This window comes from Methylobacter luteus IMV-B-3098 (genome assembly GCF_000427625.1).
Taxonomy (GTDB): Bacteria; Pseudomonadota; Gammaproteobacteria; order Methylococcales; family Methylomonadaceae; genus Methylobacter; species Methylobacter luteus.
On sequence record NZ_KE386569.1, the window covers coordinates 1,368,690 to 1,381,569 of the forward strand.

Below are 12,880 nucleotides of genomic sequence, written 5' to 3' on the forward strand. Positions count from 1 at the left end.
GTTACGCATGGACTGTTTTTTATCCTGCTTGTCGCGCTGGCGACAGATTCTTCATTGAACTAACAGGACTTCGTCGCCTGAATAGTGATGCGTGTGTGTAGGTGCGAATTTACTTGTGCCCCTTGCGGGTATTCGCACTATTTATTAACGCCCATATCTCGGGGAAGCGTTTCGGGTCGAATTAATTCGACCCTACAGTTGAATTCAAACAACCGTCGCGCTGACGGTACTTTTTAAGCCCGTCTCAATTCAACTGATGCGTAACATCAGTGATTAAAGTAAGGTTTGTTCATCCACGCTTTTCGCCAACGCTTGCAGTTCGGCAGAAATGATCACTGGATAGTCGGGCGTATCACTAAGCGCGCGCAATGCTTCTGGCAATCGGCTTAACTGCCCTTTGGCATACTCCCTGGATTCCATCAGCGAAGGCTGCGGCAGCACGGTCCGTCCGCCCTGCATGACCCGTTGCAGTAAGGGCTTTCCAGTGCACGGGGCGTTTTCAACCGTCACGGTATCGCCACACATGAAGCCACTGTCGTCATAATTACGATAAACCTGTTTGCGCCCGGGCCAGGTTGCCTTGCCTTCCGAGCGTTTGCGCCTGGCGATGCCCGCATATTCCTGTAGCTTATAAGCGCAGTCGAGATAAGGCGCATCGGCCGAGGTATCCAGGTGCGTGCCGATGCCGAAGCCGTCTATCGGCGCCTGTTGGGCTATCAATGCCGCCAGTTTGTATTCATCAATACCGCCGCTGGCAAAAATGGTGGCCTGCTGAAGGCCGCCCTGATCGAGAATCCTTCTGACCTTTATGGCGTGTTCGGCCAGATTGCCGCTATCGATACGCACGCCCTTGATTTTTATGCCCTGCGCATGCAGCGTATCGGCCAGATCGACGACTTTCCGCGCAGCCGCTTCGGTATCATAGGTGTCGATCAACAACACGACATTATCAGGATTGGCTTTTGCGAAATCGATAAAAGCCTGGCTTTCGCGGCTGTATGTCTGCACGAAAGAATGCGCCATCGTGCCATAAATCGGGATATCGAAATACATGCCGGCATTCACCGTCGCGGTACCGCCGAAGCCAGCCAGATAACTGGCACGTGCCGCCAGCAGCGCGGCTTCGCTGCCATGCGCACGGCGCATGCCGAAATCGACCAGTAGCTTATCCGGCGCGATCAATACCGAACGCGCGGCCTTGGAGGCGATCAGGGTCTGGAAATGCAGCAGATTGATGAGCCTGCTTTCGACCAGTTGCGCTTCAGGCAATGGCGCCGTGATGCGCAGAATCGGCTCATGCGGAAAAAACACTGTCCCTTCAGGCATCGCATGCACATCGCCGGTAAATCTGAAAGCTTCAAGCCGATCAAGCACGGCCGGCTTGAAGCGCCCGGTGCCGGCGAGCCAATCGATTTCATCCGGGGAGAATTGCACTTCTTCGAGATAAGCCAAAACCTGAGCCAGCCCCGCCGCAACCATATAGCCCCGGCTTTTAGGCAGTTTCCGGACAAAAAACTCGAAGACAGCAAGCTCTTCCCTGTTTTGCTCATAATAGCCCTGAAGCATGGTCAACTGATAGAGATCAGTCAACAATGCCCTGTCGGCGATCATAAAATCATGGAAAGGGTAATGGGCTTAGCGCCCTTTTGAACCATTTCATCGATGGCTTTTTGTCCATCCCGAGGCTGAACATTGATGGCTCTCACGGCATCGGTTAACAAGAAGACTTCATAGTCGAATGCCAGTGCATCGCGCACCGTGTTTAAAACGCAATAATCGGTGGCAAGTCCGCCGATGAACAAGCGTCTGGCGCCAGCACTGTCGAGTTGCTGCTTGCAGAGGGATGTCTCAAAAGCTGAATAACCGTCGCGCTCAACCTCACTACCGGCTGAGATAATCCGCACGGAAGCAGGAAGATGCAACTCGGCCGAAAACTCCGCGCCTCTGGTGCCGGCAACGCAGTGTTCAGGCCATGGCCCGCCCTGTTCAATAAAGGAACTGTGGTTTTTCGGGTGCCAATCGCGTGTCGCAAATATGGGCAGCTCTTGATTGATGAACCGTTCGATGTAACCATTCAGAACCGGTATAACCTGTTCGCCACCCGGAACGGCCAGACGGCCGCCGGGCAAAAAATCATTTTGCAGGTCCACTATGACCAGAGCATCGCCTTCAGCTAAACTGATTTTTTCATATCCGCTGTGTGTGTTGCTCATAAATCACCGCAGGCGCTGCCATGGCTTCAGCAGACCGGTCGGGTTGAGCATGGCAAGCATCGCAATTACCCGATCCGGGCATATCAAAAACCTTATCATTAATCAGTTTAACATCTTGAGGCATAGTCGCCCGGGCTTGCGTAGCGATTTCAGGCGTGGGAACACTAAAGGCGTCAATACCGGATCTGATCATCAAGATCCCCCCGCATAACAGTAGAACGGATAAGGCGATTTTTATTTTGATATTCATTATCGGTGCCTTGGTTTGTGGCTTTATCAGCAGAGTTAACAAAGTAAAAATGCTAATGAATTTTTAAAGTCAAAATAACGCCCGTCACTGTTCTGTCTCTGGATGAGGTTAGAGAATTTTGAAAACTCATTTCATTTATGTTGATTTATATCGAAAAGCAATTATCCAGTAAATCAGTATAAAAACTTATACGAGATGACTTTTAGCGGATGTGAAGGCAAATTCATTCACCTTTATTGACTTAAACAGATCGCAATAAACCACAACGGGGCAAAGAAAAATGGCAAGCGATGCATACCCTGCTCCACTAACTTTGCAAGTCATCGGTGCAAATGAACCACAGATGGTGGTTTTGCACCTTCCTTTTTTAATTTCACGGCTACCGGACCAATTCAAATCAATATTTTACTCACCAAATCATAAGCTTAAATATAATTATTTAATTGGCATGATAAGTGCCTTCACAATAGTCCGAAGCATTTCATTTTTACACTGTGAGGACTTAACCATGATCAAGACTTCGCTACCGGCATTACCTGAAACCGGCCTGGCCGGTTTGAAAGAGCACTGGCGCAGCGATTTGCTGTCGGGGTTTCTGGTTTTTCTTATTGCATTGCCGTTATGCCTGGGCATCTCGATGGCGTCCGGATTTCCGCCTTCGGCGGGGATTCTTACGGCCATTATCGGCGGCCTGCTGGTGTCGCGCATCAACGGTTCCTACGTGACGATCAACGGGCCGGCCGCCGGCTTGATCGTCGTGGTTCTGAGTGCCGTGCAAACGCTGGGAGAAGGCGATGCGATGGCCGGCTACCGCTACACGCTGGCGGCGATCGTCGTTGCCAGCGCGCTGCAGATTCTGATGGGGGTCTTTAAGGCCGGGCGCCTTAGTTCATTTTTTCCGGCGTCGGTCGTGCACGGCATGCTGGCCGCGATCGGCATCATTATCATGACCAAGCAGATTCATGTCATGCTCGGCGTGACGCCTGAAGAGGGCAGCCTGTTTTCGACCATGGCACAGATTCCGCACAGCCTGCTGAGCCCCAATCCGGAAATCGCGCTAATCGGCCTGACCGGACTGGTTATCCTGATCATCTGGTCGCTGTTGAAAAATCCCAAATTGAAAATGATTCCGGCGCCCATTATCGTCGTGCTGGTCGGCATGGGACTGGGCCGCTATTTTGATTTGAATCACGAGCATATGTATCTGTTTTTGCCGGATGCGCCTTTCATAAGCCATCATGAGGCAACGGTCGGACCGAGGTTTCTGGTCGCGATCTCCGACAAGTTCATGTCCAGCTTCTATTTTCCCGATTTTGCCAAGGTTGCGACGGTTGAATTCTGGGAAGCCGTGGTCAGCATCTGCCTGGTAGGCAGCCTTGAAAGCCTGCTCAGTGCCGTCACGGTGGATAAACTGGACCCTTACAGACGCCATTCCGATCTGGACCGCGACTTGACGGCGGTAGGCATTGGCAACCTGGTCGCCGGCCTGATAGGCGGCATGCCGATGATCGCCGAGATCGTGCGCAGTTCCGCCAACGTCAACAATGGCGCCAAAACCGGCTGGGCCAATTTCTTTCATGGCGCGTTGCTGTTGCTGTTTGTCGTGCTGTTCCCGCGCCTGATTCACAGCATTCCCCTGGCAGCCTTGGCGGCATTGCTGGTTTATACCGGTTTTCGTCTGGCCTCACCCAAGGAATTCGCCAAAGTCATGGGTATCGGAAAAGAACAGTTCTTTATTTTTATGGTCACAATCACAGGTGTTCTGGCGACCGATTTATTGATCGGCGTCGCTATCGGCATTGTGGCCAAGCTGGCTATCCATATTGCACGCGGGGTCTGGCTCAGGAATCTGTTCAAAATTCATTTTTCCATCGAACGGCCAAATAGTGATACCGTGGTGGTCAAGCTGACAGGTTCGGCGATTTTTTCCAATTTTCTGCCATTGAAAAAAGCGCTGGCTGCGCTGGAACCGGGCAAATCGGTTGTTTTTGATTTATCGGACGGGTATCTGATCGACCATACAGTCATGGAGTTCATACATGATTACATGCATAACTATGAAGCGCATGGCGGCCACTGTAGGCAGATAGGCCGGGCTTCGGAAAAGTTTTCAGATCATGCGCTGGCCGCACGGTTGATGACGGCCGACGAAAGAAAAGGCTAAAGGTTTAGCCAAAGAATGGGCGATCAACCGATCGCCCTGTCCTGAATCGCTTTACGGAGAATTGAATGATTCTTGTATTGGCTTATTGTTCTGTCCTGTTAAGCTTTGCTTCCTGCCTGCCGGCGCTGCTGATGTATCAGCGCCATAATCTGCCGGCCTTTAACCGGCAGTGGATCATTAATCTGGAAGAGCAGCATTTCCCGATTCTGATGCGGCGAGCCGTGTTTGGCTTATTGGGCTTGTCGGGTCTTTTCGCCATACTGGCCGGTCTGGGCGTACTGATCACCGGCGAGGTGATGACCGACCGGATCAGTCTGGGCCTGCCCTGGCTGCCCTGGCAGGTGCGCTTCGACAATCTGTCCGGCTTCTTCTTTTTGATCATCGGCATTGCCGTTAGCGCCGTCAGCCTTTACGGCCCTGGCTATGTCTCGACCTATGAAGAAGGCCGGCATCCGTTTGCGGTCCTGAGTTTATTTACCGGCCTCTTTGTCGCCGGCATGCTGCTGGTGCTGTTGGCCGATGATGCCTTCTTTTTCATGATCGCCTGGGAACTGATGTCAGTCGCCAGTTATTTTCTGGTGGCGTTTCAGCACGAAAATCCGGCCAACCGGCGCGCGGCTTTCCTTTATCTGTTGATGGCGGAAATCGGGGCGCTCGCCATTATTCTGGCTTTCGGCGTGCTGGCCAGCTTTGCCGACGGCTTTACATTCGATGCCTTGCGCGATGCCCGGTTATCGACCACCTGGGCCAGCATCGCGTTTGTGCTGGCGCTGTTGGGTTTTGGCATGAAAGCGGGGCTCGTGCCCGTGCACGTCTGGCTGCCGGAAGCGCATCCCGTGGCGCCGTCGCATATTTCGGCTTTGATGAGCGGCGTGATGCTGAAAGTGGCCTTGTACGGCCTGATCCGGTTCTGTTTTGACCTGATCGGCGAGGTGCACTGGCAATGGGGACTGGCGCTGATGATATTGGGCACGGTCTCGGCCCTGGGCGGCATTCTGTACGCCATGATGCAGACCAATCTGAAGCGTCTGCTGGCCTACAGCTCGGTAGAGAATATCGGCATCATCTTCATGGTGCTGGGCCTGTCGATGATTTTCATGTCACAGAACCAACCGCAACTGGCGGCGCTGGGTTTTCTGGCGGCGCTGTTCCACGCTTTCAACCATGCCTTGTTCAAGAATCTGCTGTTTCTGGGCGCGGGCATTATTCATCATCAAACGCATGAGCTGAATATCGACCTGATGGGCGGCCTGATCAAGCGCATGCCGAAGACCGGCATGCTGTTCCTGATCGGCTGCATGAGCATTTCGTCGTTGCCGCTGTTTAACGGCTTCGTTTCGGAATGGCTGGCTTTCCAGACCGCGCTGCAGGTCGATGTCATCGACAACGGCGTATTGCGCAGCCTGATTCCGGTCGCGGCCGCCTCTCTGGCATTAACGGCGGCCCTGGCGGCGGCCTGCTTCGTCAATGTTTTCGGCATCCTGTTTCTGGGACTGCCCCGCTCACGGCATTCCGACAAAGCCCAGGAAATTACCGATCAAGGCATGCTGGCAGGGCCTGCCCTGCTGGCCGGCCTGTGTTTTCTGTTCGGCATCTTTCCGGGCCTGATGCTCGGTTTGATCAATGACGTTGCCGGGCAAGTGCTGGGGGCATCCCTGCCGGATGGCGCTACGCTCAGTTGGCTGCACCTGGCGCCCGTTTCCGCCGACAAGGCGTCCTATTCGGCGCCGCTGGTGCTGGTCGGCGCCCTGATCGCAGCCGGCATCTGTTTCCGGTATCTGCGCCGGAGCCCTGCAACAGTCATGCGCCGGGCCGAAACCTGGGACTGCGGCTTTGGCGGTCTGACACCGCGTATGCAGTACAGCTCCAGCGCCTTCATGATGCCTTTCAGGCGTATTTTCGCCAGGGTCTGGATCATCGACGAACAGGTCAGGAAAGACAGCCAGGGCGCCATGAATCAGGATGTCGCGGCGATTCATTATTCCCTGCAGATACAGGATCACAGCTGGCCGCGCCTGTACCAGCCGATTGAACGGGCCGTCAACAGGACGGCCAGACTGGTGGGACGCATTCAGACCGGCAATATCCGGACTTATCTGGGTTATTCGTTCGTTACCTTAATCGTTATGTTATGGATCATTAGTTAATGAATTGGTTATTGGCAGTTTTACAGACCGTGCTGTTTGTCGCGCTGGCGCCCCTGCTGGCGGGCTGGATCAAATGGTGTAAATGTCGCTTGCAGAACCGCAAGGCGCCGTCCTTGTTCCAGCCTTACCGGGACTTGCTCAAGCTGACGCGCAAGCAGCCGGTGGTCTCGGATCAGGCATCCTGGATCTTCACGACCTCTCCGTACATCATCTTCTCGGCCATGGTGCTGGCCGCCAGCATCGTGCCGCTGGTGGCCGTTGACCTGCCCACCTCGGCCAACGCCGATGTCATCGTGCTGATCGGTTTTTTTTCTTTCGCCCGGTTTTTTCTGGCATTGGCCGGCCTGGACATCGGCACGGCTTTCGGCGGCATGGGTTCATCGCGTGAAATGACGATATCCTCGATGGCTGAACCGGCCATGCTGATGGGTATTTTTGCGCTGACCATGTCCGCCTCCACGACTAATCTATCGTTCGCTATCGACTTTGTGCTCAATGAAGGACTGGTACTGCGGCCGTCATTCATTTTCGCCCTGCTTTCGCTGATGCTGGTCGCGATTGCCGAGACCGGGCGCATACCTGTCGATAATCCGGCGACGCATCTGGAGCTGACCATGATCCATGAAGCCATGATCCTGGAATACAGCGGCCGCCATCTGGCCCTGATCGAATGGGCCAGCCAGTTGAAACTTATGCTGTACGGCGTACTGATCGCCAACATCTTTTTCCCGTGGGGCATTGCCGAACGAATTACGGTTGAGGCATTGAAATACGGCCTGCTGGCCATCGTCGTCAAACTGGCCTTGCTGGCGGTTCTGCTGGCGCTGTCGGAAACGCTGTTTGCCAAAATGCGCCTGTTTCGCGTGCAGGAATTCCTCAGTTTTGCTTACTTGCTGGGCTTGCTGGGCATGTTGAGCCATATTATTCTGGAGGGGGCCCGTTGATGAATATAGAACAACTGGATTTTTACACGCAGGCCGTTTTATCGCTGGCGGCATTGGTCGGGCTCACGTCTTTTCTGATGCTGGGCCAGGGGCGGCTGTTACGGCTGATTTTCGTATTTGCGGTACAGGGTTTTTTATTGGCTTTGACCACGGCCGTGGCCGCCTACAGCCTGAATATTCACCATTTGTATATTTCCGCCGTGCTGACGCTGGTTCTCAAGGTGATTGTCATTCCGTGGATGCTGCGGCGACTGGTGCTGCAAATGAACATGCACCGTGATGTCGAGGCGTTGAAAAATAATTCCGCAGTAATGCTGGGCGGCGCTAGCCTGATGGTATTCAGCTATTACATACTGCACCCTATCGTGCAGACCTCTTCTATCGTCATGCTGAATGCGCTGGCGGTCAGTTTGTCCGTGATGTTATTGGGCATGCTGCTGATGATCTCGCACCGGCAGGCGGTCGCGCATGTGGTCGGTTTTATGTCGATAGAGAACGGCCTGTTTTTTGCCGCCATTGTCGCCACGCACGGCATGCCGATGGTGGTCGAACTGGGCGTGGCATTCGATGTGCTGGTGGCGGCTGTGCTGTTCGGCATCTTTTTCTTTCATATCCGCACCAGTATCGATTCGCTCGACGTCGATCTGCTGAACCGCTTGAGCGAGGTGGATAAATGATCGCGGCCTATCTGGTGCTCTTGATTCCACTGACCGGCATGGCCTTTTTCGCGTTGGCCGGACACCGGGCCGATTCCGGTATCTGGAATATCCGCCTGAACGCCATCAATCTCGTTGCCACGGTCTGGCTGGCCGTTAACGTGCTGCGCGAAGGCACGATTCTGTCATCAGGCAAGGCGTTTCTGGTCGATCCGTTCAACGTCTACCTGATCGTGCTGACGGCTTTCGTCGGCCTGACCACGGCCATTTTTTCCGCGCCTTACATGGAGCACGAAAAGGAAATCGGCAGGCTCAACGATGCCCGCCTGAAGCTTTACCATGCCATGTATCAGGGCTTCATGCTGTCAATGTACCTGGTACTGACGACCAACAACATGGGCATCCTGTGGGTCGCGATGGAAGGCGCGACGCTGGCGACGGTGCTGCTGGTCAGTCTTTATCGCACGCCCGAATCGGTAGAAGCGGCCTGGAAATATTTCATCCTCTGCGGCGTCGGCATCGCGCAGGCGCTGTTCGGCACGATTTTGCTGTATTACGCGGCCGAGCAAATAGGCAGCGAAGAAAATGCCCTGCTCTGGTCGGTGCTTTATGAGAATGCCGGCAAGCTCAATCCCGAAGTGCTTAAAATCGCATTCGTATTCCTGCTGATCGGCTACGGCACCAAAATCGGCCTCGTGCCGCTGCATAACTGGCTGCCCGATGCGCACTCCGAAGGTCCGACGCCGATGTCGGCGGTTCTGTCCGGTCTGCTGCTGAATGATGCGCTCTATGCCGTCGTGCGCAACAAAATGCTGGTCGACGGCGCAACCCATTCCGATATGGCCGGTTTCCTGATGATGGGATTCGGCCTGCTGTCGTTCCTGGTTGGCGCCCTGTTCCTGCATCGGCAAAAAGATATCAAAAGGCTGTTCAGTTATTCCTCGATCGAACACATGGGCATGATGACTTTTGCTTTCGGTATCGGCGGCCCATTGGCGACTTTTGCCGCCTTGCTGCATATGACCGTGCATTCCTTGACCAAGTCGGCGATTTTCGTAACGGTCGGTCATGCCTCCCAACTCGCCGGCACGCAAAGCATGGAAAAAATACGCGGATTGATTAAAACCCAACCGGAAGTCGGCTGGGGCCTGTTGATCGGCACGGTTTCTATTGCCGGCTTTCCGCCATTCGGCGTGTTTACCAGCGAGTTTCTGGTGCTGCTAGCCACAATGCACAGCTATCCGTGGCTGGCGCCGTTGTTGTTGCTGGGTATAGGCATTGCCTTCGCGGGCCTGTTCCGGCATATCCAGCCGATCGTCTATGGCGACAGGCCCGAAGGCCAGCAGCCGATCAAAGCCAACCTGTGGCCGGTCATGATTCATTTGGGTCTGGTGCTCTGGCTGGGCCTGGCTATTCCGGGCTTCCTGGCCGACTGGTTTTCACAGGCGACGATATTAATCTCGGGGAGCGCGCCGTTATGAGTTATTCAAATTCCAGCTGGAAGGTCGATTTTTTAAAGCAGGCTGATGAGGTTGGCATCACAGTCGAACAGCTCACTATCGGCCCGGCAAGCCTGTGGCGGATTGTCAGCAGCGACTGGCAACGATTCGCGGAGCTGGCCTTGCAGCAAAACCTGCGCTGGGCGGCCGGCTGGGCCGAGCAGGAGCAGGAATGGTTTTTAATCAATGCCTGTTTCGAAAAGCAGGGCTGTTATGTTCTGCTTAGGACAAAAGTACATAACCCGAAACCGGAACTGCCTTCGCAGGCCACGGTATATCCGGCCGCCAGCCGCAGTGAACGCCATACGCAGGATATGTTCGGCCTGAATTTCGTGGGCCATCCCGACAACCGGCCCTGGACACGGCACAAGGCCTGGCCCAAAAACAGCTATCCGTTGCGCAAGGATTTTCCTGTTCAGGGCGAACCGGAAGCGGTCACGCCGCCCGATCGGGATTATTCCTTCGTCAAGGCCTACGGTGCGGGCGTTTATGAAATTCCGGTCGGCCCGGTTCATGCCGGCATTATCGAACCCGGCCACTTCCGCTTTCAGGCCATGGGCGAAACCATCTTGAATCTGGAAGAGCGCCTCGGCTATACGCACAAGGGCATCGAGAAAATCGCCGAAGGCCGAACGCCCGAACAGCTGGCGCGTCTGGCCGGACGGGTTTCCGGCGATACTACGATCGGGCATTGCTGGGCGGCCTGCATGGCCATGGAACAGGCCGCCGGCCTTTCCATTCCGCCGCGCGCGGCCTTGATACGCGGCATTCTGGCCGAGCGTGAGCGGATCGCCAACCATTTGGGCGATATGGGCGCGATCTGCAATGACGTCGGTTTCGCCTTTGCGCAGATGCAATTCACGCGCCTGCGGGAACTGTGGCTGCGCTGCAATGCGCAACTGTTCGGCCATCGCCTGCTGATGGACAGGATTGTACCGGGCGGCGTGGCCTGTGATTTATCCGAGCAGGCCGGTATCGCGATCAAGCGGGGAATATACCAACTGAAAGTTGAATTGGGCGAAATCCTGCCGGCGCTGGATTTGAACTCGTCTCTGGAAGACAGGCTCTACACGGCCGGCTACCTGCCCGAAGAGATCGCCGCCGCTCTCGGCACATTGGGTTTTGTCGGCCGGGCCAGCGGACAGGATTTCGATGTGCGCCGCGACGCACCTTACGCGCCCTATGACCGGCTGACTGTCAAGGTGCCGGTGGAAGCGCAGAGCGATATCGCCTCGCGCTTCTGGGTCAGATACAAGGAGATCAGCGTTGCCCTTAAACTGATAGGGCAATTCATCGATCTGCTGGCGCCGGGCGATCTGCTCAGCGACTGGAAAACACCCGAAGCGGGCCGTGAAGGTCTGGGCATTGTCGAAGGCTGGCGCGGTGAGATCATTACGTATGTCCGTTTTGATGCCGACAATGCCATCGCCCGCTTCTATCCGCGCGATCCCAGCCTGCTGAACTGGCCAGCGCTGGAAAAGCTCGTGCTGGGTAACATCGTGCCGGATTTTCCGGTCTGCAACAAATCCGTGAACGGTTCCTATTCGGGCCATGATTTGTAGGAAAGACTCATGCTGAGACTATTTAAAAAAATTCTGACCACCGGCGTAGTCACCGAGCGCGTTAAAGCACCGAAAGACGATGAACTGGAACAGCTCGGCATCGAGATTAAAAGGCATATCGACCGGAAATTCTCGGGCAGTATCGCGATCAGGGAAGTCGATGCCGGCTCCTGCAACGGCTGCGAGCTGGAGATCCATGCGCTCAACAATCCCTTCTATGACATAGAACGCTTCGGCATCCATTTCGTCGCCTCGCCTCGGCATGCCGACGTGCTGCTCGTGACCGGCCCGGTATCGCGGCACATGCAGACCGCTTTACTGCGCACTTATGAGGCGACGCCCGATCCGAAGTGGGTTATCGCAGCCGGCGATTGCGCCGCCTGCGGCGGTGAATTCGGCGTGTCCTACGCCAGCTGCGGCGCAGTATCCAACGTCATCCCGGTGGACATGGTGATCCCCGGCTGCCCGCCGACGCCGTTGGTCTTGATGAAAGGCTTGTTAGGGTTAATGCACAGGCAGAGGTAGGGTACGCATTGCGTACTATTTCTACTTAATAAAGGTACGCGATGCGTACCCTACATGAGTTTCCAATCAGCCGGTATAATCCCCCATGATGCAACGCGGCAATAGCTGTACAGCATCCCTTGCCTTTTACAAAAATAAAACATGACGTTAAAAACAATGAAGACATCAAAAATGAGGCTGATTTTACCGCTGCTGATCGGCCTAACGCTTTCGAACCCGATAGCCGCCAAGACGGCTGAAGACTTCCAGACCTGGGGCAATATCACGGCCATGGGCAGCCTGGGCGTCCTCAATCCCGATCTGAAAAACTACAAATACTGGCTAGAAGGCCAGGGCCGGTTCGGCGAGGATACCTCGCGTTTCTCTCAGGGTATGTTGCGTACGGGCCTCGGTTATGCACTGAACGACAATACCAGCGTCTGGCTGGGCTATGCCTTCATTCCCACCGAGGAACCTTTCACTGTCTCGCCTGTTGACGAGCACCGCATCTGGCAGCAATTGTTATGGAGCGATACATTTTCGTTCGGCACGATCACCAGCCGCAGCCGCTTCGAGCAACGCTTTGTTCAGAACGGCGAAGATGTCGGCTGGCGTTTCCGGCAGTTGTTGAAACTATCGACGCCGTTGCCCTTCGCGACCGATTTCAGCCTGGTGCTTACTGACGAGTACTTCGCCAATATCAACCGCACCGACTGGGGCGCCGACGACGGCTTTGACCAGAACCGCGTGTTTGGGGGCGTCGGTTACAATTTTAATAAAAACACCCGCACGGAAATCGGTTATATGAACCAGTACATCCGCAAAGCCGTCGGGCCAGACAGGATGAGTCATATCCTGTCGGTTAACTTGTATTTGAATTATTGAAGCAAATGGCGCAAGGTAAAACTTTCAGTTCTTGCCTTGCATCTCAAATCCTGATC

Annotated in this window: 11 protein-coding genes; 8 read left to right on the forward strand and 3 right to left on the reverse strand. The window is 54.8% G+C overall.

Annotated features, from left to right (window positions below; genetic code table 11):
• Nucleotides 1-273: 273 nt before the first annotated feature.
• The 3 genes from METLU_RS0108210 to METLU_RS0108220 are packed head-to-tail and all read right to left on the reverse strand — an operon-like array spanning nt 274 to nt 2,463.
• Nucleotides 274-1,611 carry a nicotinate phosphoribosyltransferase gene (locus METLU_RS0108210; RefSeq protein WP_027157798.1) on the reverse strand — a complete coding sequence of 446 codons (1,338 nt, stop codon included), beginning with the start codon at nt 1,609-1,611 and terminating at the stop codon, nt 274-276.
• Nucleotides 1,608-2,213 carry an isochorismatase family protein gene (locus METLU_RS0108215; protein WP_027157799.1) on the reverse strand — a complete coding sequence of 202 codons (606 nt, stop codon included), beginning with the start codon at nt 2,211-2,213 and terminating at the stop codon, nt 1,608-1,610. The genes METLU_RS0108210 and METLU_RS0108215 overlap by 4 nt, the downstream gene beginning before the upstream one ends.
• Nucleotides 2,188-2,463 carry a hypothetical protein gene (locus tag METLU_RS0108220; RefSeq protein WP_027157800.1) on the reverse strand — a complete coding sequence of 92 codons (276 nt, stop codon included), beginning with the start codon at nt 2,461-2,463 and terminating at the stop codon, nt 2,188-2,190. Before METLU_RS0108220 ends, METLU_RS0108215 begins: the two co-directional genes overlap by 26 nt.
• 508 nt (nt 2,464-2,971) lie before the next feature.
• On the opposite strand from METLU_RS0108220, the gene METLU_RS0108225 reads away from it, so the two are divergent.
• From METLU_RS0108225 to METLU_RS0108260, 8 genes are all read left to right on the forward strand, one after another.
• Nucleotides 2,972-4,627, forward strand: coding sequence for a SulP family inorganic anion transporter (locus METLU_RS0108225; RefSeq protein WP_027157801.1), 1,656 nt, complete (start codon nt 2,972-2,974; stop codon nt 4,625-4,627).
• Nucleotides 4,628-4,692: 65 nt separating this feature from the next.
• Nucleotides 4,693-6,774, forward strand: coding sequence for a hydrogenase 4 subunit B (gene hyfB / locus METLU_RS0108230; protein ID WP_027157802.1), 2,082 nt, complete (start codon nt 4,693-4,695; stop codon nt 6,772-6,774).
• A complete protein-coding gene (locus tag METLU_RS0108235; protein ID WP_027157803.1) occupies nt 6,774-7,718 on the forward strand; it encodes a respiratory chain complex I subunit 1 family protein in 945 nt (314 codons plus the stop codon). The genes hyfB and METLU_RS0108235 overlap by 1 nt, the downstream gene beginning before the upstream one ends.
• On the forward strand, nt 7,718-8,395 hold the full coding sequence (locus tag METLU_RS0108240) for a formate hydrogenlyase (RefSeq protein ID WP_027157804.1): 678 nt from the start codon (nt 7,718-7,720) through the stop codon (nt 8,393-8,395). The genes METLU_RS0108235 and METLU_RS0108240 overlap by 1 nt, the downstream gene beginning before the upstream one ends.
• A complete protein-coding gene (locus METLU_RS0108245; protein ID WP_027157805.1) occupies nt 8,392-9,855 on the forward strand; it encodes a hydrogenase 4 subunit F in 1,464 nt (487 codons plus the stop codon). Before METLU_RS0108240 ends, METLU_RS0108245 begins: the two co-directional genes overlap by 4 nt.
• On the forward strand, nt 9,852-11,435 hold the full coding sequence (locus tag METLU_RS0108250; RefSeq protein ID WP_027157806.1) for a hydrogenase large subunit: 1,584 nt from the start codon (nt 9,852-9,854) through the stop codon (nt 11,433-11,435). The genes METLU_RS0108245 and METLU_RS0108250 overlap by 4 nt, the downstream gene beginning before the upstream one ends.
• A gap of 9 nt (nt 11,436-11,444) precedes the next feature.
• Entirely contained in the window at nt 11,445-11,960 is a 516-nt protein-coding gene (locus METLU_RS0108255) for an NADH-quinone oxidoreductase subunit B family protein (RefSeq protein WP_027157807.1), read from the forward strand.
• Between the two features lie 171 nt (nt 11,961-12,131).
• Nucleotides 12,132-12,824, forward strand: coding sequence for a DUF2490 domain-containing protein (locus METLU_RS0108260; protein ID WP_231383574.1), 693 nt, complete (start codon nt 12,132-12,134; stop codon nt 12,822-12,824).
• Nucleotides 12,825-12,880 lie beyond the last annotated feature (56 nt).